General features: G+C 58.1%; 23 protein-coding genes. 12 read left to right on the top strand and 11 right to left on the bottom strand.

Going from position 1 to position 21726, the window contains the following annotated elements; translation table 11 throughout:
* Positions 1-2 precede the first annotated feature (2 nt).
* The gene (locus NC979_RS22635) at positions 3-1394 is read right to left on the bottom strand and encodes a DICT sensory domain-containing protein (protein ID WP_190519732.1); all 1392 of its coding nucleotides are present in this window, start codon (positions 1392-1394) and stop codon (positions 3-5) included.
* Positions 1395-1433: 39 nt separating this feature from the next.
* A complete protein-coding gene (locus NC979_RS22640; RefSeq protein WP_190519735.1) occupies positions 1434-3029 on the bottom strand; it encodes a photosystem II high light acclimation radical SAM protein in 1596 nt (531 codons plus the stop codon).
* 427 nt (positions 3030-3456) lie between these two features.
* Here NC979_RS22640 and NC979_RS22645 point away from each other — a divergent pair, with 427 nt between their 5' ends.
* The 5 genes from NC979_RS22645 to NC979_RS22665 all read left to right on the top strand — a co-directional run bounded on the left by NC979_RS22645 (position 3457) and on the right by NC979_RS22665 (position 7116).
* Positions 3457-3822 (top strand): DUF1830 domain-containing protein, encoded by a 366-nt coding sequence (locus NC979_RS22645; protein ID WP_190519737.1) that lies wholly within the window; start codon positions 3457-3459, stop codon positions 3820-3822.
* 142 nt (positions 3823-3964) lie between these two features.
* Positions 3965-4402 (top strand): DUF4079 family protein, encoded by a 438-nt coding sequence (locus NC979_RS22650; protein ID WP_190519739.1) that lies wholly within the window; start codon positions 3965-3967, stop codon positions 4400-4402.
* Between the two features lie 77 nt (positions 4403-4479).
* Positions 4480-5049, top strand: a complete 570-nt coding sequence (locus tag NC979_RS22655) for a hypothetical protein (protein ID WP_190519741.1) — start codon at positions 4480-4482, stop codon at positions 5047-5049.
* A gap of 171 nt (positions 5050-5220) precedes the next feature.
* Complete coding sequence (locus NC979_RS22660) at positions 5221-6321, top strand: ABC transporter ATP-binding protein (RefSeq protein ID WP_190519744.1); 1101 nt, start codon at positions 5221-5223, stop codon at positions 6319-6321.
* A 111-nt stretch (positions 6322-6432) separates the two neighbouring features.
* Positions 6433-7116, top strand: a complete 684-nt coding sequence (locus NC979_RS22665) for an SH3 domain-containing protein (RefSeq protein ID WP_190519746.1) — start codon at positions 6433-6435, stop codon at positions 7114-7116.
* Positions 7117-7121: 5 nt separating this feature from the next.
* Here NC979_RS22665 and NC979_RS22670 read toward each other — a convergent pair whose 3' ends face one another.
* The gene (locus NC979_RS22670; protein ID WP_190519748.1) at positions 7122-8045 is read right to left on the bottom strand and encodes an MBL fold metallo-hydrolase; all 924 of its coding nucleotides are present in this window, start codon (positions 8043-8045) and stop codon (positions 7122-7124) included.
* Positions 8046-8291: 246 nt separating this feature from the next.
* On the bottom strand, positions 8292-8921 hold the full coding sequence (locus tag NC979_RS22675; protein WP_190519750.1) for an RNA polymerase sigma factor: 630 nt from the start codon (positions 8919-8921) through the stop codon (positions 8292-8294).
* 565 nt (positions 8922-9486) lie between these two features.
* Here NC979_RS22675 and NC979_RS22680 point away from each other — a divergent pair.
* A complete protein-coding gene (locus NC979_RS22680; protein WP_190519752.1) occupies positions 9487-9963 on the top strand; it encodes a CRR6 family NdhI maturation factor in 477 nt (158 codons plus the stop codon).
* A gap of 84 nt (positions 9964-10047) precedes the next feature.
* Here the strand turns inward: NC979_RS22680 and NC979_RS22685 are convergent, their stop codons facing one another.
* Positions 10048-10776, bottom strand: coding sequence for an EcsC family protein (locus NC979_RS22685; protein WP_199308863.1), 729 nt, complete (start codon positions 10774-10776; stop codon positions 10048-10050).
* Positions 10777-10858: 82 nt separating this feature from the next.
* The gene (locus tag NC979_RS22690; protein WP_190519754.1) at positions 10859-11701 is read right to left on the bottom strand and encodes a DNA adenine methylase; all 843 of its coding nucleotides are present in this window, start codon (positions 11699-11701) and stop codon (positions 10859-10861) included.
* Positions 11702-11869: 168 nt separating this feature from the next.
* Between NC979_RS22690 and NC979_RS22695 the strand changes: the two genes are divergently transcribed.
* The 4 genes from NC979_RS22695 (at position 11870) to NC979_RS22710 (ending at position 14895) form a co-directional block, all read left to right on the top strand.
* Entirely contained in the window at positions 11870-12067 is a 198-nt protein-coding gene (locus NC979_RS22695) for a DUF751 family protein (RefSeq protein ID WP_190519756.1), read from the top strand.
* A gap of 24 nt (positions 12068-12091) precedes the next feature.
* Complete coding sequence (gene rbfA / locus NC979_RS22700) at positions 12092-12544, top strand: 30S ribosome-binding factor RbfA (RefSeq protein WP_190519759.1); 453 nt, start codon at positions 12092-12094, stop codon at positions 12542-12544.
* On the top strand, positions 12541-14244 hold the full coding sequence (locus NC979_RS22705) for a glycoside hydrolase family 3 N-terminal domain-containing protein (RefSeq protein WP_347403938.1): 1704 nt from the start codon (positions 12541-12543) through the stop codon (positions 14242-14244). Before rbfA ends, NC979_RS22705 begins: the two co-directional genes overlap by 4 nt.
* A 204-nt stretch (positions 14245-14448) precedes the next feature.
* Entirely contained in the window at positions 14449-14895 is a 447-nt protein-coding gene (locus NC979_RS22710; RefSeq protein ID WP_190519760.1) for a hypothetical protein, read from the top strand.
* Positions 14896-14905: 10 nt separating this feature from the next.
* On the opposite strand, the gene NC979_RS22715 is transcribed toward NC979_RS22710, so the two are convergent.
* Positions 14906-15313: a nuclear transport factor 2 family protein gene (locus NC979_RS22715; RefSeq protein WP_190519762.1), complete on the bottom strand. Its 408-nt coding sequence runs from the start codon at positions 15311-15313 to the stop codon at positions 14906-14908.
* Between the two features lie 260 nt (positions 15314-15573).
* Here NC979_RS22715 and trpD point away from each other — a divergent pair, with 260 nt between their 5' ends.
* Complete coding sequence (gene trpD / locus NC979_RS22720; RefSeq protein WP_313887304.1) at positions 15574-16644, top strand: anthranilate phosphoribosyltransferase; 1071 nt, start codon at positions 15574-15576, stop codon at positions 16642-16644.
* Between the two features lie 38 nt (positions 16645-16682).
* Here the strand turns inward: trpD and NC979_RS22725 are convergent, their stop codons facing one another.
* The 4 genes from NC979_RS22725 to NC979_RS22740 all read right to left on the bottom strand — a co-directional run bounded on the left by NC979_RS22725 (position 16683) and on the right by NC979_RS22740 (position 20071).
* Positions 16683-16886 carry a hypothetical protein gene (locus NC979_RS22725; protein WP_190519763.1) on the bottom strand — a complete coding sequence of 68 codons (204 nt, stop codon included), beginning with the start codon at positions 16884-16886 and terminating at the stop codon, positions 16683-16685.
* 57 nt (positions 16887-16943) lie between these two features.
* Complete coding sequence (locus NC979_RS22730) at positions 16944-17576, bottom strand: rhomboid family intramembrane serine protease (RefSeq protein ID WP_347403939.1); 633 nt, start codon at positions 17574-17576, stop codon at positions 16944-16946.
* Between the two features lie 5 nt (positions 17577-17581).
* Entirely contained in the window at positions 17582-19135 is a 1554-nt protein-coding gene (locus NC979_RS22735; protein ID WP_190519766.1) for an NAD(P)H-hydrate dehydratase, read from the bottom strand.
* An 84-nt stretch (positions 19136-19219) separates the two neighbouring features.
* Positions 19220-20071 (bottom strand): hypothetical protein, encoded by an 852-nt coding sequence (locus NC979_RS22740; protein WP_190519769.1) that lies wholly within the window; start codon positions 20069-20071, stop codon positions 19220-19222.
* Between the two features lie 636 nt (positions 20072-20707).
* On the opposite strand from NC979_RS22740, the gene pip reads away from it, so the two are divergent.
* Entirely contained in the window at positions 20708-21655 is a 948-nt protein-coding gene (gene pip, locus NC979_RS22745; protein WP_190519771.1) for a prolyl aminopeptidase, read from the top strand.
* The last annotated feature ends 71 nt before the right edge of the window (positions 21656-21726 follow it).

Raw genomic sequence — 21726 nt, forward strand, 5'->3', positions numbered from 1 at the left:
CACTATCGAGGGAGCAGTTCAGAGGAGGAGGGAAAGACGGAGGCTTGGTCAGCCACATCGGGATTCAACAACCCCGACCCCAGGGTAATTTTAGTCGGTATTGTGGGCAGGCTCATACCCTGCTGAAGCCCCATCACCATTAGCCCTAAAATTTCGACAAGTTTAGGATCCCACCGCTGACCGGCCTCAGCCTGGCAGGTGGTGAGAACGTCACTCAGCAGAGACACGTCGACCTCGGCGGGGTCTTTGCCATGGCGAGCCTGGGCTGCCCGGCGCTGAAACTCTGCTACCAGCGCCAACATGCGCGACTCTAGGGGCACCGCATCACCGACGAGGCCAGCCGGGTAGCCATTGCCGTCCCAGCATTCGCCCTGGTGGGCAATGATGGCGGCCACCGCCCGCATACGGGGCATCAGTCGCAAGGCCTGCACCTCGGGAATAAGCGGGCAGCTGGGTCCATCGTCAGCCAGGGCCGCCAGGTCAGGGGCTGGGGCAATGCGGTGCAGCATTCCCGCTAGGCGCAGCCGCTGGAGCTGCCAAGCGGGCAGGTCGAGCAGCTGCCCCATCATTTCTAGAAGCGCCACCACTTCGCTGGCAGCCATAGGGTTAATGGGATCACTGAGATCCACCAGCTGAGCCATGCGCAAAAACGCCTGGAGCTCATTTGAGAGCAGGTTTTGGTCAAGGTCGTCAACTACGTTAAAAGCGAGGTTGCCCTGGAGGTCGTTGCGGCTATTTTGCAGGTAGTGCACTACCTGGGTCACGGTATGGCTAACAACCGCAGGCTCGTCGTGGCGGAGGGCGGGGTTTTGCTGCTTGAGGGTGGCCAGGTGGTCAGCTAGCTGCGCCTGAAGAGCTGGGTTATAGCGACCAATGTGAGCGATCGCCAGCTCCACCGTTTCGCTCACCAGGGCCGAGTCAAAGGTCCAAAACCCGTAAAACTTGCGCTCTAGATCGTGCTCGGGTATCCCAGTCTTACCGTAGTCCGCTTCCGACAGCTCCTGGCACAGCACCATGGCAGTGTAGTCGGGAGAAAAAATTATCAAGTGCCATTCTTCAGCGACCGGATCGTCGTCAGCCAAGTCGACAAGGGCTACGTTCTCACGCTGACTGGTGGGATGGTCGTGAAAGCCAGCCTCGGGCGAGGCCATAATCACAATTTGCTGGGCAGCGTCTGCGATCGCGCTATAGCGATCAGCCTCTTCTAAATACCACTTCCCCCGCTGAAAAGCCGTAACCACCAAGGGGGCCGAGCCAGAGGTCAAAATGCAGTCTTCAAGGGCGTGACAAAGAGCGACCAGGGTGTTTTTGTAGTACACGCCATAGTTGAGTGGGGTCGTCTCTGGATCAGTACGACCATCCACCAACAGCTTCAATATTGACCCCTCCAGCATCGCAATCCCCTATAGTTCTATTGCCTGTAACCCTTGTATTCAGGATGATAACGCAGCCAAGGGGCGGCGGTCAGCCTCAATCGGCGCGCTCAACGCTTCCTCTAAAGGAGCTAACCCTAAGCGCTCTTCTAGAATGTCCATGACCTCGCGACCAAAGTCGTCTGGGTTGCGCTGCCATGCCGTCAAACACACCTCCCCAAAGAACGAGCCCAATGGTTCTGGATTCCACAACAGTTTCTTCGACACCCAGGGCAGATGAATATCGAGGGGGTTGTAGTCGCGCTTGAGAATGTTTTTATCAAAGGCATACTCTTCTAAATGGGTGTGAGGCTGGAGGCCAATAAAGAAGATCGCGGGTTCTACCTTGTCGCGGCCGAACACCTGCTCTAGGGCGCGGTGGTAGGCCAGGGTCTGACGAATGGTCTCGGGCCGTTCGTCGATCACGTTAAAGGAGTAGTTGACCGACACCAGGTCGTTGAACCCGGCTGCCTTAAGGTCTTTGCAGTTTTGCAGCACCGTGCGCAGGTTGTAGCCCATGCGCATTTTGCGCACCAGCTCTTGGGATCCGCTGGTGATGCCGATCTCAAAGTAGTTCATGCCGGTGTCGGCCATCAGCTTGCAGAGCTTGGGCGTCAGGTTGTCGGCGCGAATATAGGCGGCCCAGTGAATGTCGGTCATACCCGCCTCGAGAATCTTCTCCAGCAGCTCTTCGGCATCCTTCATAAACCGGCGAGCGGGGATGAACTGGGCATCGGTAAACCAGAAATTGCGCACCCCCCGCTTGTAGAGCTGCTGCATTTCGGCCACCACCTCATCGGCGGGGTTGATGCGCACCTGCTTGCCCTCAACCACTGTATAGACGCAGTAGCAACAGTTGTGGGGACAGCCCCGCTTAGTCTGCACACCAATGTAGAAATCCTGGTCTTGCAGGTAATAGTCGAACTCAGGCCAAATGCCCTCGATATAGTCGTAGTTGCAGGCGGTTTTTTCGAGCGGAGCGGGCTCTTCGTGGATGAGGCGATCGCGCGGTGTCGTCTCCCCAGCAATGTAGCAACGCTGATCAGAAAAGTCTTTGCCCTGCAGGATCCGCTCCAGCAACATTTCCCCCTCGCCCACGGAGATGATCGTGCCCTTAGGCAGCCGGTTGTGCAGCTGTTCGTAAAACACGCTCACCGCACCGCCACCCACGACGGTCGTGACATTTTGGGAATAGCGCTGGGCCCGCTTAAAGCCACGCTTGATCAATCCCTGGTTGCGCCACAGCTCGGCTAGGTAAGTGGTGGCCATCCGCAAACCACCTAAAGCCCCTCGCGCTTTTAAGAAGAGGTTGCGGGCGTAGAAAAACTCAAAGGCGTTTTGCAGCGGATTGCCGCCGCGACCGCCCACCGGCGCAAAAATCTGAATATCCCGCCAGGAGAACACCAGCAGAGTTGGCCTGAAGTCATCAATGCAGCGATCGAGGGCAGCACCGTAGTCGAGGGGCGGCACGGCACCGAGATCAAAGATGCGCTGTTCCGCGTGGGGAAACAGTTTGTGCACATGGTCGGCCAGGTAAACCACCCCGATGGGGAAGATGGGGTTACAGGGCAGCCGCACGTAGAGCACACGGGCCTGGCTGGCGATATTAGAGGGCATGCTTCTCAGGCTTGACATATAACTTCACGATAACACCGTCTTCTTCTCAGGATAGGAAAAGCTGACAAATCTCCTCTTCAGCAAACCGGGGACTCGTTGGGGCGATTCTACTGGTAGCGGCGGTACAGGCCTTAGCAGGGGAAACCAGGCCGCTCTGAGGTCGCAGAATCGTGGTATAAAAACACTGTTAAGATTTTCCGCAACGCTTTATGCTGCATGTCTCAGACTGCCTTGAGATTTGAGTTAAGGGCTGGCGACGGACAGTGGCATTGGCTAGGGCTCAGCAGTTGCGAAATATAAAGCACTGTGTTCAATTATTTTGAATAGTTAAGGTGCTGTGGGGGTTGGTAGTCGCCTTTACAACAGCCGGGGATCGCGAGGTGTTACGCTTTGCGGGTGATTCTTGCAATATTGCCGTAAAGCATCAATGGCACAAATCCTTGATCCCCTCCCCTCCGATGGCCAGAGCCAGGTGCTCTGCTGCTATGTCAATGCCACCAGTAAGATTCAGATTGCTCGCATAACCAATGTGCCTGATTGGTACTTCGAGCGGGTCGTGTTTCCGGGGCAGCGGCTGCTTTTTGAAACTGTTCCCAAGGCTCTCCTAGAGATTCATACGGGCATGATGGCCAGCGCCATTTTGTCTGACAGTATCCCTTGCGAACGGTTGCAGATCGATGCCCCAGAACCCGCGGGTTTTGAGCCCGCCTCAGGTGATGAGCTTGAGGCGAGTCGATTGGCAGCACCCCTAGATGAACCTGCAACCGCAGTAGCCATTTCACCCGCCAGCTAGTTCGGTAGACTAAAGGGGTGGTGCGCTGAGCCCTGGCTATAGCGATAGCGTTCTGGCGTAGCTTGATAGCGGGCTGAAGGTCGAATTTCTACCTTCCCTATGCCACCAGGGCACAGCTAATGGTGACATTTAGGGACGAGCCGTGAATTTACCTTCATTTCTGTGGCTGTGGCGGATCGCCGCTTGGTCTATGGGTCTTACGCTGACGGCCTATTTCTTGCTGGCTGTTACGGGTGGGGTATTGTTTTACACCCGCTCTAACGATCAAGAGCGATCGTCCTGGCTACGACCGCTGCACATTGTTCTGGGTACAGGGGCAGTCAGCCTAGTCTTGGTGCTGCTCGCCATTGGAGTGGTTGGCACCATAGGGGAGTATGGCCGGCTGGGCCATTCAGTACACTTGCTGTTTGGGTTGATAGTAGTAGCGCTAGTGCTGGCTTCGGCGTGGAGCGCTAGTCGTATTTCTGTGGATCGGCCTTGGGCGCGATCGCTCCATGTCACCCTCAACAGTGCCCTTGGGGTAGCGCTGGCGGCCGCTGGGCTATCGGGTTGGCAGGTGGTGCAAAAGTATCTACCTTAAAGGGGTAAACCCTCGTGTCTAGCCAGTTTTGAGCTGGTCGCAAGGGGCTTTAACCTTAGATCAGGTCTTGGATTGGTATGGTTGAGTACTCACCTTCGGCTACTACCCCCACAGAGACCCAGGTCTTTCATATTTCGCCGCTGATTCGCCTGACGCTGCTGCTGCTCTACCTGGCGCTAATGGGGCCTTTGCCGTTTTTGGCTGATGCTACCGACGCGGCGGTATCGCCCATGGTTTTGGTAGTTGGCATTGGGCTGGGCGGCCTGGGAATTTACGGTGCGCTGGGTCAGCGGGTCGAGGTGGATGGCGACGGCATTCGAGTGGCTTACCCGGTGTGGATACGCTGGCTGTTCCGCGGCGGGTGGCAGCTGCCGTGGCGCGAAGCCCAGGCGTTGAAGCCCCGTTCGACCGGGCAGGGGGGCATCGTATATTACTTTGTCGGGGCCGATCAGCAGGCCTACCTGTTGCCGATGCGGGTGGCGGGTTTTGCCCGCCTGCTATGCCTTGTTGAGACCTACACTGATCTCGACACTCAGTATATTAGACCCCTGGCTCAGCCCTGGATGTACTTTATTTTGCTGGGGTTTACCCTGCTGCTGCTGCTGGTTGACGGTTGGACAATTACCACAGCGCTGCAGATGGGCTAGGCGATCGCTGGCGCTGCTTGCGGTGGGATAGCGTTATACAGAAAAGGCCCATGGGGCCAGGCTGCAGTGAACCGGGCGATCGCCCATCAGACGGTATATTAAACCCAGAGTATTTGCTAATTATCCTCGCGCTATAAGCGGCCCTGCGATCGCTGCGCTATCAACCAGGCTATGACCCTACCGCCTATTCTTCGCCTTGATACTATTACAAAACGCTACAGTCCTCAGTTACCGCCAGCGGTAGACCAAGTTAGCCTCAGTTTGGGGCAGGGGGAGATTTTAGGATTGTTAGGTCCGTCAGGCTGCGGCAAGACCACCTTGCTGCGGCTGATTGCAGGATTTGAGAAGCCTGATGGGGGCATCCTGTACCTGGGCAGTCAGCCTGTGGGTGGAACAACTTGGCTACCGCCCGAGCGCCGCGATGTGGGCATAGTGTTTCAAGACTACGCCCTGTTTCCCCACCTGACAGTGGAGCAGAATGTTGCCTTTGGCCTCCAACGACGCGATCGCAAAGGACGGCAAGCTACCTCCGATCTCCGGCAGCGCACCGCTGAGGCGATCGCCCTGGTCGGTCTAGAAATCCTAACCCATCGCTTTCCCCACGAGCTGTCGGGCGGACAGCAGCAGCGGGTGGCTCTAGCTCGCGCCCTGGCCCCGCGTCCGGCCATCATTTTGCTGGATGAGCCCTTTAGCAACCTGGACGTGCAGGTGCGTCTGTACCTGCGCCAGGAGGTGCGCGACATTTTGCGCCAGGTGGGGGCTTCCTGCGTCTTCGTCACCCACGATCAGGAAGAAGCCCTGGCCCTGGCCGATCGCGTGGCCGTCATGCACCAGGGTCAGCTAGAGCAAATTGATACACCAGAGGCCGTCTACGGGCAGCCCGCCTCGCGTTTTGTCGCCGAATTTGTCACCCAGGCCAACTTTTTGCCCGCCCAACCCAGCCCCCAGGGTTGGCAAACCGAGGTGGGCTGCTTTGGGGTCACCGGTGCTGAGACCGCCCAGGCTGACCTGATGGTGCGTCAAGAAGATATGGCTCTGGTGGAGGATGCTGGAGGCGCTGTGGTAGTGCGCGATCGCCAGTTTTTAGGCCGAGAGTATAAGTACTGTCTGCAAACCCCCTCGGGGCAGTTGCTCTACGCTCGACTGCCCATGACTAGCGCTATCGAGGTGGGCAGCCGGGTTCAAATCACGGTGCCATCTCAGCGGTTGCGCCTATACACTCCTCAAGCTAATGGAACGCACAGCCCGCTTTCGGCTCCTTCTCTGCGGTAGCGATCGCCCCTATACCGCCCAGCACCAGCGTTTTGCAGTATGGTTACGCTTAGATTCTGCAAGTGGTTTCGTGCTGCTTTAGCCCCCTGTTTTATCGTTTCAGGTGATTCCATGAATTGGGTTTTTCAACGCGTTTGCCTATCGCTGACCCCACTGGCGCTGCTGAGCGCTACCCCTACTCTGGCCGCTGCCCCAGCCCTGCCCGGAGCCACCAACTCACTCGTCCCAGAAACCTGGCTAGCCCAAGCGGACACCATCGAAACGGTGCTGCTGTTCGAGACTGAATCTAGAGTGGTGCGCGTCTACCGCAGCGGCACGGGCCTATTCATGAATCTCTATAACAAGGCCACTGATGCGGTAGAACTGCGGGCTGCCCCTACTCAACTCGTGCCTAGCACCCGCGACCAGACGGTTTACAGAGCCGGCGGCGAGGCCCAGCGGTTTGCCCGCATCAATGTGGTAGGCGAAACCGAGCTAGAAATTCTTGCGGCCAACGGTAGCGTTGTGCTCCAAGAGCCCGGCTTTAACCCGGTGGTCAGGGTACCTCTAGGTGCCACCAATTTTCGCGGCAATAACTTTGCCCCCGGCACTCCGGCGCTTGTCCTGTCTGCTGAAGCCGCTCGGCTGCGATCGGCACCGCGTCTAGGTAGCACCATCCTGAGCACAGCGCCCCGTCGCGCCGTAGTAGATGTGCTCGATCGCGGGGGCAACCCAGAGGACGGCTTTATCTGGTATCAGGTCAACTACGAAGGTACCACCGGCTGGGTGCGAGGCGACCTGTTGCAGCCATCCTAGGACGGTCACTCAACCGATTCAGAAATTAAGTCTAGGGTCATGCCCTCGCGAGCCAAACTGGCTTGGGCAAAACTGGCCTGCACCTGACGCTCCAGCTGATCGAGCTGATCGTCGGTGTGGCACGGGTTATGGTGAAACAGCACCAAGCGCTTGACCTGGCTTGCCTGGGCTACCTCAATACCTAGATGCCAGGGGACTAAGCCGGCACTGTTGGGCTCTGAGTAGGCCGCGTCGGCGTAGGTGCCATCAAAAATTAAGACGTCGGCTCCGCTAGCCAACATCAGCAGATTGGGGTCAACGCTCGTTTGGGTAGGGTCGGTATCAGTGGCGTAGACCAGCACGCGATCGCCCCAGCTGACCCGGTAGCCCAAGGCGCTGGTGTGACGGTTCAGGCTCCAAGGTTCTACCAAGACATCGCCCAGGGCGATCGCGTCTCCCGCTGCAATGTTGTGAAAGGTCATGGCGGCGGCCATGGTTTGCAGTGGCTTAAAAAAGTTGGGCCGCAGCATTTGATCCATGAGGCTTTGCTTGATGGACGCCCCGTTGAGGGCCTGGGCACCGTAGATATCGAGCTGAGTCGCCGGGGCAAAAGCTGGGGCAAAGAAAGGAAACCCCTGAATGCGGTCCCAGTGAGTGTGGGTAAAAAAGATGTGGGCGGCCACAGGCTGCTCCTGGGCCATGAGGTGGCGACCCAGCACCCGCAGGCCGGTGCCACCGTCAAAAATCAGCTGTTGGCCACCCACCTGCACTTCAACACAGGATGTGTTGCCGCCGTAGCGCACCGTGTCGGCCCCCGGTGCAGGAATATTGCCGCGCACTCCCCAAAAAGTCAGCCTAAAGGCTTGCGCTGGGGCAGCGGTTCCAGGCTGGGTCAGGTTCCCAGGCTGAGCAGTGAATAGGGCGTCGGAAGGGCTAGCGATGTTGGCCATGCAAATTCAACGTTTCACCAAGTTTAGACGGCGATGCCTTGCTGTGCACCTCGACAGCCAAACTTAGACGGTGGTTTATTGTCACACCTGTAGAGGATCCATTATGAGAACTTCAACAAGTCTACTCTCCAGTTCAAATTTAGTATTTCCCAGCAGATTTCTTTGACGGACTATTCTCAGCCAACGTTTCAGCCATTCGACCGATCTTGGTTCCTGCTTAGAGGTGCTTTATCCACTCGCTGCACACTACGGCATCAAATCGGGAGGATCGGGTAAGTCGTCGTTACTGGAGTCACCATCGCAAACGTGGTACGCGGTGCGCAACCGTTCTAGGGCACGCTGCCCGCGCTTGCGCAGGGTCGCTAGGGATACCCACTCTTCGCCTGCTGCCACTAGCTTGGTTTGCACCTGAGGCCAGGTTAAGCCTTCAACCACCTTCCACTGAATCAAGTTGCGATCGCTTGGCGACAGAGCAGCGAGGGCTTGCAGCACCGAGGCAATAGCGTGGGTAATCATCTCGTCATTAACGGCTGCCGGCCCGCTGCCAGCAGCCTCTTGCTCCATCAGTTCATCAAACGCCACCGCTAGGTAACGCTGGCGATCGCGCTTGCACTCGCGAATAATGTTGTAGGCCGTGCGCCGCATCCACGCCTTGGGCTGGCGAATGTGCTCCTGGTTTTGCTGAGTGTATCGAACGCCGCGCAGATAAGCTTCGACGAAAATGTCGATTTCGGTGATGTGAGCTTGCAGCCCAAACTGCTGAATGGTGCGCTTGATAAAGGCTAGTAGCGATCGAGCATGGGGGTTGTTGGGTTTGAGCAGAAGCTGTACATCATGGTTGAACTGCTGCGTTTCTGACGGAGGGTGAGACGGCATGACTCTGGGTAGATGACCAGCGGTTAAGTTCTAATGTAGCGGCATCAAGTTTTCAAGTTTTCATGAAGCGTGAAGTTTCCGGACAGAGATTCGTGGTTCTCCCAAGACGACTGTGTGACTCTGGTTACAAAGCCGCTCGCCAACCCATCCAATTAGCCGTTCAAATCTGTCTGCCCGAGCCCTTCCAAGCCCGTTTTTCTAGCGGTATAAAATCGCCAACAAGTCTTTGCCACGAATAGTAAATTTACTAGCCCACCACCCATTGTCATGTCCTGATGACATGGATGCCGCGTAGTTTACAAAGGCGCTCTCCGGCGGCTAAAACCATAAGTCCTGAAGGTAGCTGGAATGCGATCGGCGGCAGGCACTACTTAAGATTTAACCGCCCGAGCCATGGTGCCGTAAGCTTCGGCATCGGTCAACGATTGCGGCCTTTATGTTCCACGGCCATTCTTTCAAAACGTCCGCTCAGATATAGTCCTGTACAGTGAGGCAGACTCAGGGCAGAGCGGACCACCCTCTGCGACAATGGGCAGTACTTCTGTCATTGCGATCTGGCTGCCCCATGGCTCAAACCATCACCCTGCACGAATCTCACCTGCAAACCCTCGACCTAACCCCGGCCCAAGAGGTGATCGAGCCGCTGCTGGCAGCGGGCAAGGTGCTCGACAGCGAGCTTGGACTGCGGTTCGTCGTCGATATCAGCCGTGACCCCAGCGACCCCCGCGAGCTGTCAGAGCTGCCGGAAGTTAGGCTGTGGTTTATTCGACTGGACACCCATTACCCCTGGTTGCCCCTGGTTTTGGATTGGGAAGCAGGCGAGCTAGGGCGTTATGCCGCGATGCTAGTGCCTCACCAGTTCAGCCCTACCGAGGGCATTCGCTACAACCCAGAGGGGCTAGAAATTTTTATGATGTCGAAAATTTTTGTCATCGCTGCCTGGCTCAAAGGGCAGGGCATTACCCAGTACACCCGGCTGAAATTTATGACTCAGATGCTGGGCTATGAAATTGATGACGGGTTGTTTGAGCTGTTGGCCTAAGGGAGAGCGGGGAAAGGTTCTGGGTTCGAGATTTAGGCCTGAGGTGCAGTCCTACACCTGCACCTCAGGCCTTACAACCCTGACTTACACCAAGATCTCTGTGGGAGCCGATCGCTTGGTTTCGTAGTAGCGGCAGGCAAAGTAGCCGACGCTGTAGATCAGCGATGCGTCGGTGGCAATACCCAGCACAGCACCCAGACCCGGAATCAGCTCCACAACGCTCAGCCCCGATTTAACCATGCCACCAGTGGTCGATGACAGCAGCCAGATCGCTAGCACTTCGCCACGGCGATCGTTGTCGGTGGGCGAATAGCCGTAGATGGTGGCGATGCGGTAGATCATGTTGGCTTGAAGGGCCGCGACCGCACCAATATCAACCAGGGTGAGGGCAAAGGCCACAGGGGGCACAAAGTTGGTAGCCAAGCCGACGCTAGCGGCTTTGAGGGCGGTTTCGGCCATCACCCGCTGGGCTAGGGTGCGTTTGCTCTCTTGAGGGTACTGCTGACGGAGTTCATCCACCTGCGATCGCACCTCTACCACATTCACCTGACCCAGCGCCGCCAGCAGCACTCTCATGCCGGGTATCGCCGTGGCGTACTGAATGAAGGGCAAACCGACAATCGGGCCGACCACGCTGCCTACGGTAGCCGTCACCGGTTCTAAAAAAGGCTGAAGCCTCGACAACAGAACATTGCCCGTGTTGGCAGTCATGTCATCCAGCACAGTGACGACGGCCTGCATCACCTGGGTTACAGCCTGAAAGGTGTCGCGAGCCTGGTCATTCGGATTGCCGCTGGGGGATGGAGTCGTCACGAAAGGTCGCCTCTGGATCGCGTAGCGTTATATCAATTTGATAGCTGATTCTATAGAGGCGCTGCATCCGTCCTAAGCAAGGTCAAAAGGGCGTAATCAAAAGCTCGCCGATTTTGCCTCGACGCCCGGCCCGGGAGTTGATCGCCCGCGCCGCTAGAATTGGGTGCATCGTCAACCCCTGGTAAAGCTCGCGGATGAACTCGCAGTCGGAGTTGGACAGCATCACCCGTTGCCCCTGACTCGCTAAGGTGCGAAACACCGTCGCCAAGCGCTCTTGGTCGGCTCCGGTAAAGCCGTAGCGACTGTAGCCCGTAAAGCTGCTGGTAGAGCTGAGGGGATGGTAGGGCGGATCAAAGTAGACAAAGTCGCTAGAGGAGAGCGATCGCTCCATCAGCTTTTCGAACGAAAACGTCTTAATCTCGGCGGTTTGCAGCGCTGCCGAGGCCGCCCGCAGTAGCGATGGATCGCAGATGGTGGGGTTTTTGTAGTTTCCCACCGGCACGTTGAAATGCCCCTGGGAATTTTCGCGGTAGAGGCCGTTGTAGCAGGTTTTGTTGAGGTAGATCAGGCGGGCGGCGCGCTCTACGGGCGATCGCAAATTTTGCCGCTGGCGCACCTGGTAGTAGTAGTCCGGGTTGTGGCGGCGCTGGTGATCCCACAGATGACGAATCAGCGTTTCGACCCGGTCGCGCACGCAGCAGTAAACGTTGACCAGCTCGGGGTTGATATCCCACAGCACCGCCCGCCTCGCCCGCCCCACCAGGTGAAAGAACATCGCCCCGCCGCCCAAAAACGGCTCGTAATAGGTGTCAATGGCCGTGGGCAAAAACGGCTCGTACTGACTGAGCAAACGACCTTTGCCGCCAGCCCATTTGAGAAAAGGACGCGGGTGTAAGGTCGGAGGTGCAGAGAGGGCAACTGTCACAGAACTGCCTGAGATCAAATGTACTTGTTTAAAGAATGCCCCAACTATAGCAAAGCTCAGCCGGAGCAACACTCTTTTGTCGTGGGTTAGGATGTAAAACGAGTTAAATTCAGAGTCAGTGCGCTGGGCTTTGCGCGCATTGGCCCCTAAAGCCCTTACTCTGCCGCTATGAAAGATTTTTTTGACAACATCTCTCGCTATCCGCGCTACTTTATTTCCTTCACCCTGGGCGTATTTTTTAATGCCGCCCAGCCACTAGTGCCGCTGCTGAAGCAACCCCCTACGGCGATCGCGCTGATCGGTGCCGTAGTGGCCGGCTTCTTGTTTCTCACCTTTACCCTGCGGGCAATGCTGGGCCTAGGTTAATGCCTTTACCAGGAGTACAGACCGATGCCAAATAATCGTCGCGTTGAGCGGGTAGCTTCTCTAATCAAACGAGAAATTAGCCAGATGATGATGCTCGATATCAAAGATGACCGTGTGGGGGCTGGCATGGTCAGCGTTACCGATGTCGATGTGTCGGGCGATCTACAACACGCCAAGGTGTTTGTCAGCATCTATGGCACCCCCGAGGCCAAAGCCGAAACTATGGAGGGCCTCCACGCCGCCACCGGTTTTGTGCGCAGCGAACTGGGCCAGCGACTGCGGCTGCGACGCACCCCCGAAATCATCTTCAAAGAAGACGTGGGCATGGAGCGCGGCACCAATGTGCTGAACTTAATCAACCAGCTCAGCCAAGAGCGGGCCGCAAAGGGCCTGACCGACGAGTTTTTTGAGGACGACGCGGGTACCTCCGCGGCCGCTACACCCGATGAATCCAACCTCGGAGATGAGGAAGAGTGAACTGGGCGACAGTCAACGACTGGCCCTCTGGTGTAAACACCTCGGCCCGGCTGCCCGCCCCTGAAAGTTTATCCCTAGCCAAACAAGTGGCCCAAATGGTGGTGGTGCGTGCCTCGGGTCACTTGTTTGACCACGAAATTCGCTACCCCGATTGGGAAGCTGACAGCGCCACCCTCACCCACTACGTCGAAGAACTGGGCGTGGGCGGAGTAATTTTGCTGGGGGGCAGCGCCGCCGAAGTGGGGCTCAAAACCCAAGCCCTTCAGACCCAAGCCAGGATTCCGCTGCTGATTGCCGCCGATGTGGAAGAGGGGGTCGGTCAGCGATTTAGCGGTGCCACCTGGTTTCCGCCGCCGATGGCGTTGTCGGCGGTGGCCGATCGCAACCCTGCCGCTGCCCTGGCCTACGCCGAGGCCTTTGGGGCCGCCACCGCCGCCGAAGCGCTAGCAATTGGCCTCAACTGGGTGCTGGCTCCGGTAGTGGATGTCAACAACAATCCCGCCAACCCCGTCATTAACGTGCGGGCCTTCGGCGATGGGCTAGAGCGAGTTAGCGCTCTGACCCAGGCCTTTATTCGCGGAGCACAGACCCAGCCGGTGCTCACCGCCGCCAAGCATTTCCCCGGTCACGGCGACACCACCACCGACTCCCACCTCGATCTGCCAGTGCTGCCCCACAGCCGCGATCGCCTCAGCAATCTGGAGCTGGCACCCTTTCGAAATGCGATCGCCGCTGGGGTAGACAGCATCATGACGGCTCATCTCCAAATTCCGGCGCTGGATGCCCGCCTGCCCGCCACCCTTTCACCCGTTACCCTCACCGGGCTGCTGCGCCAGGATCTGGGCTTTGACGGGCTAATTGTGACCGATGCTCTGATTATGGGCGCGATCGCCAACACCTATGGCCCCTACGAAGCGGCAGTGCTGGCAGTGGAAGCCGGCGCCGACGTGCTGCTCATGCCCGGCGATCCTGAAGGGGTAATTGCTGCGGTAGTAGAAGCCGTGAATCTGGGGCGCATCGACCCAACGCGCATCACGGCCAGCGTGGAACGCCTCTGGCGGGCCAAACAAAAAGCGGCCCCTGCCCTGCTGCCTGACGGGGCTGGTCACGCCTGGGAGCACCTGCCGCCACCACCGGTGAATTTGGCAGCCGTGGCCCAACCCGCGACCCGTCAGCTCGCCGCCGACATACTTGTCGCATCAATGACGGTACAAGGCCAGATCGCCCCCTGCACCGCCGCCGACCCCGGCCACAATATTGTGATCGTCGATGATGCGATCGGCTGTCGCTTTTTAGAGCGCACGGCGGCGGTCCTCACCTGGCCCCAGCGCCACCACTACCATCTCAAGCTAGTCGATACCCAGGGGTGTCAACATTGGCCCCAACACGAGGAAAAATCAGCTGAGCTGGATCTGCGACCCAGCCTGGTGCAGATTTTTGTGCGGGGCAACCCTTTTCGCGGCTCCGCACAGCTTCTACAGCTGGCGACCACTTGGCTAGAGACTCTGCGATCGGCCCAACTGCTGCGCGGGATTGTGATCTACGGCAGCCCTTATGCTCTAGAGCAGCTACGCCCCTACCTCGACCAGGTGCCCCATGGGTTTACCTATGGGCAGATGCCCTTGGCCCAGAGCCTAATTCTGCCCGCTCTGCTACCAGAACCGTCAGCGACTTCTGCCAGCCGAGAGTTCACAGACTAGGTCAGTTGAGTCAGCCGCTTTCTTTTGGGGAACTAACCGCTTTGTCGCAGCGGCAGCTCTATGGTGGCCAGATGACAGCAGCTATTATTCATAAGCAAACGTAAAGGCTTATATCAGATTTTTATACTTTTGTTGCCCTGTATTGAGGAAAGTTGGGTGATTACACGATGCTGAATGTATCGCTTGCCACATTTTGGTAAAGTCATGTTCTCCGAGCTATCCCTAGCACCTCGCTATTGCTTAGATGACGAATCACCTTGGCTCAGGGGTATTGACCCGCTGCGCCGCTACTGGATCTGCGTCAACGGCGACCCGCGATCGCTGCGAGTGATGTCGGGGTTAGCCACTCAGAGCGAAGAGGCTTTTCAGCAAGCAATGTGCAGCTTTAGAAGCCTAGCTATTGGCCAAGAACTGACCCTGCCCGCTGGGATGAGCGATCGCCTGACGATTCACTGCGTTGCCCAGAACTGCTATGCGATCGCCGACTGTTCGACCGGGGCCGAGGTGTGGCACCTGTTCGACACCGAATCGCTAGAATCGCTGCTGTTGACGGCTCACCCCGACTGGCAATGTGCGCCTCAGCATTTAAACCTGGGGCGATCGCTGCTCACCGCCGCCTGGGGTCAATCATCGGTGCCCAAAGCTGCCTAGGGCATAGGACCTAGCCGCGATCGAGCTGCATTAGCTCTTGCAGCGATGCCATCAGCTTGATTTCAGCCGACTGGATGGTATCTGCCGCCGTCAGCACAAAGGTCCAACGCACGCCCACGGTGAACAGTAGCGTCTTAACTCGGCCTCTGACCACTACGCGTTGGTTGCCGTCGGCGTCCACTTCGGTCTCAACCTCGACCGGCACGGCGCGCATAGATACGGCTTCGGCTTCCAGATAGGTATAAATGGCCTCGGCCCCTACAATCGGTTCCTCGAAGGGAGCTAGCAGGACGCCATCGGCGGCAAACAGCGCTGCTACAGCACGGTAGTCTTCAGCGTTAAAGCCGGTAAAGTAACTGTCGACGGCAGAGGACACCGTCCCTGGGTTTAAGGGTGCTTCAGCAGTGCGAGTGGCCATGGTCATCCTCCGCGATGAATGGTTTTACGATACGGGGCTAAACCGGGTTAAAGCGTCTATCTCTTGACAGAGCAAATAGAAATTGGGTGCTCTGAGGGGGCGCTGCGATCGCTCGAACGCTGTTTTGGAAAAAGGAATTGGCTAATACATTGGCTCAGGGGTGCTCGCTTCCTCTGAAACGCGATCGCTCGTAAACGGACGTTCTAGGAGAAAATAGGGGGGCTAATTCGCCATCTGTCCTTTACCCCCGAAACTAAGCCGTGACCCAAGCCATGACCGCTGCCACCGTTCAAGATTGGTCAGCTTTCTTGCAGCGCCTCATTCTAGGAGAATCGCTCAGCCAGGAGCAGGCCGAAACCCTGATGCGCGGCTGGCTCAGCGAAGAGATTCCCGAGGTGGTGTCGGGCGGGCTATTGGCGGTACTCCAGGCCAAAGGCGTCTCCGCCGATGAGCTGGCGGGCATGGCGCGGGTGCTTCAGGGGCAGTCCCTCGGCGGCGAAGGCAAAATTCACCATCTCACCCCCTGCATCGACACCTGCGGTACCGGAGGCGACGGGGCCCACACCTTTAATATTTCTACCTGCGTAGCGTTCGTTGCGGCGGCGGCGGGCATTCGGGTAGCGAAGCACGGCAACCGCTCCGCCTCCAGCAAGGTGGGGTCTGCCGATGTGCTCGAAGCCCTCGGCGTTAACCTAGGAGCCGATCCCGAGCGAGTTAAAGCGGCATTGGATGAGGTGGGCGTCACCTTTCTGTTCGCCCGAGGCTGGCACCCAGCAATGAAAGCGGTGGCTCCTCTGCGCAGCGCCCTCAAGGTACGCACGGTGTTTAACCTGCTGGGGCCATTGGTAAATCCGTTGCAGCCCACTGGTCAGGTAATTGGCGTTTATGACGTGGCCGTAGTGCCTGCCATGGCCGAGGCGCTCAACCAGCTGGGCATTCCCCAAGCGATCGTGCTCCACGGCCGCGAGCGGTTGGATGAAGCCGGTTTGGGCGACAAAACCGATATTTCGGTAGTGGAGAACGGCCAGGTCACGAGCGCTGCGATCGATCCCCAGGCTCTGGGCTTAGCGGCTGCGCCCCTCAGCGCTCTGCGCGGCGGTGAGGTTGAAGAGAATACCGCCATTCTGACCGCCGTGCTTCAAGGCAAAGGCACCCAAGCCCAGCAGGATGTGGTGGCCCTAAACGCGGCCCTGGCGCTGAAAGTGGGCGAAAAGGTAAAAGGTGAATCTTTGGAAGATTCCCTTGCCGAGGGCATCAGCCTGGCCCAAGACATTCTCGCCAGCGGAGCTGCCTGGGATAAGCTGCAAGCCCTAGTGACGTTCTTGGCTTGAGAGTTCTGATGCTTTGACTCCGCTTAGTTAACGGAAACTCAGCCGTCCGGGAATTGCCAGCAGGGGATGTGCTCGACCCGACGGCTGCCGCAGGCGCAGGCAATATTTTCGTCGTCCGAAACCATCCAGGTAGCGTCGCAATCGCGGCAGTGGCAGAGGATGTTGTTCAAATTGGCCTGGGCCAAGCCAAAGCGCCAGCGCTCTAGCTCGTCGGGGGTGAAGTGGGAAGGGGAATCGGCCATGGAGCAAACGAGGGAAAAGGAAAGAACGAAGAAGGAACTGAATTCTGGTGGTAAAGGCTAAAAGCCTGCATTATTCCTCACCCATTCCAGCATGATGTCTAGCTTGCGGGCCACGATCGCGCCTGCCAAAAAGCCCATGCCGTGGCCCACCCACGACTTGCCTCGCTGAAGCGGCAGCAGACCCCACAGGGCGCTGCCGTAAAGCAGGCCGACGACCACAGCGGCGGTGATCGCCCCTGGGCTGCGTTCAAAGTAGCCCCGCAGCAGCAGGTAGCCCAAGTAACCAAACACCACGCCGCTAGCGCCCAGGTGGCGGGTGCCAGGACGGCCTAGCAGCCAAATGCCCACGCCGCTAAACACCCAGCAAAACACCGTGACTAGCCCCAGCACCTCTAGCCCCTGAAGCAAAATTACGGTGCCCAAGATGACTAGGGGGCCAGAGTTGGCGGCCAGGTGGCCAAAGTCGCCGTGGAGCAGGGGAGCCACCGCAATCCCCGGCAGCCCATCCAAGCTGCGAGGGGCAATGCTGAGCTTGTTGAGTACCCGTCGCCCGGTGACGAAATCCACCACGGCCAGCACCCACATCAGCGCCAGCAGATAGGCCAGCAGCGAGATTCCCTGACGAAAGCCATCGGGCAACACGATTTGGTCGAAGGAAAACAAGGCGATCGCAGCCGCAACTAAACTCACGCCCTTCAGGCTAGCACCTGGGCCAACACCGGATTCAAGTATTGGACTAACTGCGTGCCATCGACCCCCAGCTCGGTGCGATCGCAGGCGGCGGCGCGAGCCCCCTGACCGTGCCACCAGGCTCCTACCAACGCCGCATCCAGGGCTGCATCCAAGGAACTGTCGACATCTGCGGCCATTGCCTGAGCCAGCAAACCACCAATTAAGCCGGTCAGCACATCGCCGCTGCCACCCCGTGCCAGAGCCGGGGTGCTCTCGGGCACGTACCAGATTGTGCCGTTGGGGTGGGCGATCGCCGTACAGGCTCCCTTTAGCAGCACCACCGCGCCACTCTGGGCAGCAGCCTGCTGTGCTGCCGCGCCGCCGTCTTCGGAGTTCTCTAGCTGTTCAGGAAACAGCCGCTTAAACTCGCCTCGGTGGGGCGTTAGCACTGTGTGAGCCTGCCGCTGCTTCAGGGTCTCAATGGTGCCTAAATCCGCTAAGAGGTTAAGACCATCGGCATCAAGCAATAGAGGCACGGGGCTCTGCAAAACGGTTTGCACGGCTTCCCTAGCGTGGCGACTCAAACCTGGCCCGCAGGCGATCGCGCTATAGCGGCTCAGATCTAAAGTGTCGGGCAGATGAGCGATCGCCCCCTCGGTTTCTGGACAGCCCACCACCAGTGCTTCAGGAATTTGAGCCACTATCATCAACCGCAGCGACTCGGGTACCGCCAAGGTCAGCATCCCCACCCCGCTTGCTCTGGCCCCCAACGCCGCCAACAAAGCCGCCCCAGCATAGGGCTGTGACCCTGCTACCACCAGCAAATGCCCCACTCGGTACTTGTGAGTATTGACTTGGCGAGGCAGCGGCAATCGCTGCCGGATTGCGGGCAGAGTCGCTCGGCGAACAGTAGGCAGCGCTGCGAGTACAGCTGCGATCGCCGTTGAGGGAATATCAAAGTCAATGAGATGAGGCTGCCCCAAATACGCTAGCGCTTCCTCTTGGCAAAACGCTCGCTTCCACAAGCCCAGGCAGAGAGTGTGGGTAGCCTGCACTGCTATACCCAACGCCTTGCCAGTGTCAGTGTGCAATCCTGATGGCAGGTCAATACTGACTACTGGACATTCGGCCGCGTTGATTGCCGCTACCGCGTCGGCCATGGTCCCCTCGACCGAGCGATCTAGGCCAAAACCAAACAGTCCGTCGATGAGCACATCGTAGGGGGCTAGCCCTGCCACCGTCTGCACTACCGGAATATTCAAATACTCGACAAACCGCAGATGGTCAGCGGTCAGCGGCTTCAACCGTTCGGCAGGACTGCACACCTGCACTCGATAACCTTGGGCCGCCAATTCCCGAGCTACCACTAAGGCATCGCCACCGTTGTGCCCTAGCCCTGCCACCACAGCAATCCGGGGGTAGTGCTGGAGCGGAAACTGAGCCACCAGCCAAGTGGCAATGCGGCCCGCCACCTTTTCCATGAGCGCGGCCACGGGCATACCGGCGTCAAACAGGTGACCCTCAATGGCCCGCATTTGCTCGGCGGTGACGATGCGATCGAGAAATTCACAGCTCATAGGCCCATCAAACCAACAATAGGCGACACAGCTTTAGTAGGGCCGATCGCCTATCAATCCTATTGTTTTAGTGCCCAGCAGTCTCTATCGCTCAAAGAAAACCCGGCTATTGCCCAGGCCAGCTTGGCGATAAAAATCATTCCAACGGTTCGCCAGCCCGCGATCGGCAAAGGGGCCAACAGCGACGTGGGGACCCCGGGGCTCTGTGCGCTGCTGCACGCGATCGGGTGGGGTTCCTAGCTGAATTACCTGGCTACTTACGGTGCCCAAGTTTGAAGCGTCGGTGGGAATGACCACGTAGTAGGGCGCGCTAGCCGACTCAGTCATCGGTGGAGCTGCCGTTGGCGGCGCCATGATTTCCCCAGCGGGAGGTGCGGCCGGCACGCCATAGTTGAGCTCTTGTCCAAACTCCACATTTCCTGCGGTCGAAGGCGCCGCGGCGACACCCGGCGGCAGGGCTGGCACAGGCACAGCCGTCACCGCAGCCTGAGAGAACGCCGCATCGGGCAGGGGCGGCAAATCGCCGTTGGAGGCGTAGACGTTGTTAGGCAATGCAGACGTTTGAGAATAGTAGGGCACAGCAGCAGCCACCTGGGCCATCTCAGCCCTGACCCCCAAAGCCCCCAGGTCAGTAATGCGCTGCTGAGCATTACCGGTCATGTTAAACCGCCCTGCCTGAATCACCGATCGCCCCTGAAACGAGGTGCGAAAGGCCGTCGGCTCCACCAGACGCACCTGGCTTAGCGTGGCCTCGCTGGTGTCGCCAACGTAGATTAAATACTGCTGGCCGCTGGTGGGCACCTGCTGAGGCATAGCCGTCCCAGGCACGGGCACCGCTCCAGCGGGTAGCGGCGGCACAACTTCATAGCCCTGAGCTCTACCTTGGGACGCTGTGCTGATTACCGCAGTGGCGGCGATCGCTACCATCGCTACCATTTTTAGGGGCAGCCTGCGCCCGCAGCTACTCCATAACCCCAACAAACTGTTCTGCATTGCCATCACGACTCCTGCCCATTGCTCGTATGGTGAACCGGTAGACGGTCAAGCATCAACGACTTTTTGCCCGTCCTCTATATGCCTTGAGGATGTTAGCGCAGATTTGAAAAACCGCATCGTTCTCGTCCGATCTTTTGGTCAGCACAGACCGCACCACCAGTTGTGTGATTCAGATCACCTGTTACAGGCTGCAACATCACCCGGAAAGGGGCCTGTGAGTCACCTGTGGGCAATGTGACATTTCTTACGATAGAGACAACTCTGCAACAGTAAGTGCTATGGCTAATCCCTGCAGCAAACCCCTCAAAAACAATCCGTTTACCACCCAGCGCGATCCACACACGGGGGAATGGCACGTGGTAAAGATTCACCCCAGGAGTCGTCGATAATTCCTGGGGATGACCATAGCAAGAATTCTGATCAGACCGCTGCACCTGGTCAGACTCATTCCTCTGTCCTTAGTCGTGTATCTGCGATCGAGAAGGAAGTAAGTCTTCAAACCGCTTTGACCAGAGCCAGGATCGCTGGGCTATAGTGTGGGCTCATTCCGTCTGTAGCGGAACACCACCTACTGCCATGCGCCAACTTTATCCCCCCATTGAGCCTTACCATGCCGAATATCTAGCGGTATCAGAACGGCATCGGCTTTACGTAGAGCAGGTTGGCAACCCCGAGGGTAAGCCAGTGGTGTTTTTGCACGGCGGGCCTGGGGGTGGTAGCAACCCCACCTACCGACAGTTCTTTGATCCTGAGCGCTGGCGCGTTGTGCTGTTTGACCAGCGGGGCTGCGGCAAAAGTTTGCCCCACGCTGATTTAGACGACAACACCACTTGGGCTTTGGTCAGCGACATCGAGAAAATTCGCGTTCATCTAGGCATTGACCAGTGGACCGTGTTTGGCGGTAGCTGGGGCAGCACCCTAGCTCTGGCCTACGCCCAAACCCACCCCGATCGCTGCCAGGGGCTAATTTTGCGCGGCATTTTCACCCTGCGCCAGCGAGAAATCAGCTGGTTTTACCAGGAAGGAGCCAGCTTCCTCTATCCCGATGCCTGGGAGCAGTATCTCGCCCCCATCCCTGAGGGCGAGCGCGATGATTTGGTCAGGGCCTACTATCGCCGCCTCACCAATGACAACATTGAAGAACGACTGACTGCCGCCCGCGCTTGGGCTGTGTGGGAAGCCAGCACCAGCAAGCTCGTACAAGACCCCGGACTGCTGCATCACTTCGGCGCAGACGAGTTTGCCATCGCCTTTGCCCGCATCGAGTGCCACTACTTTATCAATCGAGGCTTTTTCGAAACCGACGATCATATCCTCAGCCAGGTAGACCGCATTCGCCACATTCCCGGCGTCATCGTGCAGGGTCGCTACGATGTAGTGTGCCCCGCTACTACCGCCTGGGAACTGCACCGAGCCTGGCCCGAAGCCCGGTTTGTCATGGTGCAAGAGGCCGGCCACTCAGCTATGGAGCCGGGCATTGCCAATGCGCTGATTGAGGCGACGGATGAGTTTGCGCGGCGGTGAGGGAAGTAGGAGAGGGAGAAGATGAGGAGGTTGAGGAGAAGGGGGATGGGGAAATATAGATGCTGAGTGGA

Source organism: Leptolyngbya subtilissima AS-A7, assembly GCF_039962255.1.
In the GTDB taxonomy this organism is placed as follows: Bacteria; Cyanobacteriota; Cyanobacteriia; order Phormidesmidales; family Phormidesmidaceae; genus Nodosilinea.

What these genes read in the sequence shown, in the direction of transcription:
- NC979_RS22635 (WP_190519732.1), bottom strand. Translation starts at nt 1,394, where the DNA reads ATGCTGGAGGGGTCAATATTGAAGCTGTTGGTGGATGGTCGTACTGAT.
- NC979_RS22640 (WP_190519735.1), bottom strand. Translation starts at nt 3,029, where the DNA reads ATGCCCTCTAATATCGCCAGCCAGGCCCGTGTGCTCTACGTGCGGCTG.
- NC979_RS22645 (WP_190519737.1), top strand. Translation starts at nt 3,457, where the DNA reads ATGGCACAAATCCTTGATCCCCTCCCCTCCGATGGCCAGAGCCAGGTG.
- NC979_RS22655 (WP_190519741.1), top strand. Translation starts at nt 4,480, where the DNA reads ATGGTTGAGTACTCACCTTCGGCTACTACCCCCACAGAGACCCAGGTC.
- NC979_RS22660 (WP_190519744.1), top strand. Translation starts at nt 5,221, where the DNA reads ATGACCCTACCGCCTATTCTTCGCCTTGATACTATTACAAAACGCTAC.
- NC979_RS22665 (WP_190519746.1), top strand. Translation starts at nt 6,433, where the DNA reads ATGAATTGGGTTTTTCAACGCGTTTGCCTATCGCTGACCCCACTGGCG.
- NC979_RS22670 (WP_190519748.1), bottom strand. Translation starts at nt 8,045, where the DNA reads ATGGCCAACATCGCTAGCCCTTCCGACGCCCTATTCACTGCTCAGCCT.
- NC979_RS22675 (WP_190519750.1), bottom strand. Translation starts at nt 8,921, where the DNA reads ATGCCGTCTCACCCTCCGTCAGAAACGCAGCAGTTCAACCATGATGTA.
- NC979_RS22680 (WP_190519752.1), top strand. Translation starts at nt 9,487, where the DNA reads ATGGCTCAAACCATCACCCTGCACGAATCTCACCTGCAAACCCTCGAC.
- NC979_RS22695 (WP_190519756.1), top strand. Translation starts at nt 11,870, where the DNA reads ATGAAAGATTTTTTTGACAACATCTCTCGCTATCCGCGCTACTTTATT.
- rbfA (WP_190519759.1), top strand. Translation starts at nt 12,092, where the DNA reads ATGCCAAATAATCGTCGCGTTGAGCGGGTAGCTTCTCTAATCAAACGA.
- NC979_RS22710 (WP_190519760.1), top strand. Translation starts at nt 14,449, where the DNA reads ATGTTCTCCGAGCTATCCCTAGCACCTCGCTATTGCTTAGATGACGAA.
- NC979_RS22715 (WP_190519762.1), bottom strand. Translation starts at nt 15,313, where the DNA reads ATGGCCACTCGCACTGCTGAAGCACCCTTAAACCCAGGGACGGTGTCC.
- NC979_RS22725 (WP_190519763.1), bottom strand. Translation starts at nt 16,886, where the DNA reads ATGGCCGATTCCCCTTCCCACTTCACCCCCGACGAGCTAGAGCGCTGG.
- NC979_RS22735 (WP_190519766.1), bottom strand. Translation starts at nt 19,135, where the DNA reads ATGAGCTGTGAATTTCTCGATCGCATCGTCACCGCCGAGCAAATGCGG.
- NC979_RS22740 (WP_190519769.1), bottom strand. Translation starts at nt 20,071, where the DNA reads ATGGTAGCGATGGTAGCGATCGCCGCCACTGCGGTAATCAGCACAGCG.
- pip (WP_190519771.1), top strand. Translation starts at nt 20,708, where the DNA reads ATGCGCCAACTTTATCCCCCCATTGAGCCTTACCATGCCGAATATCTA.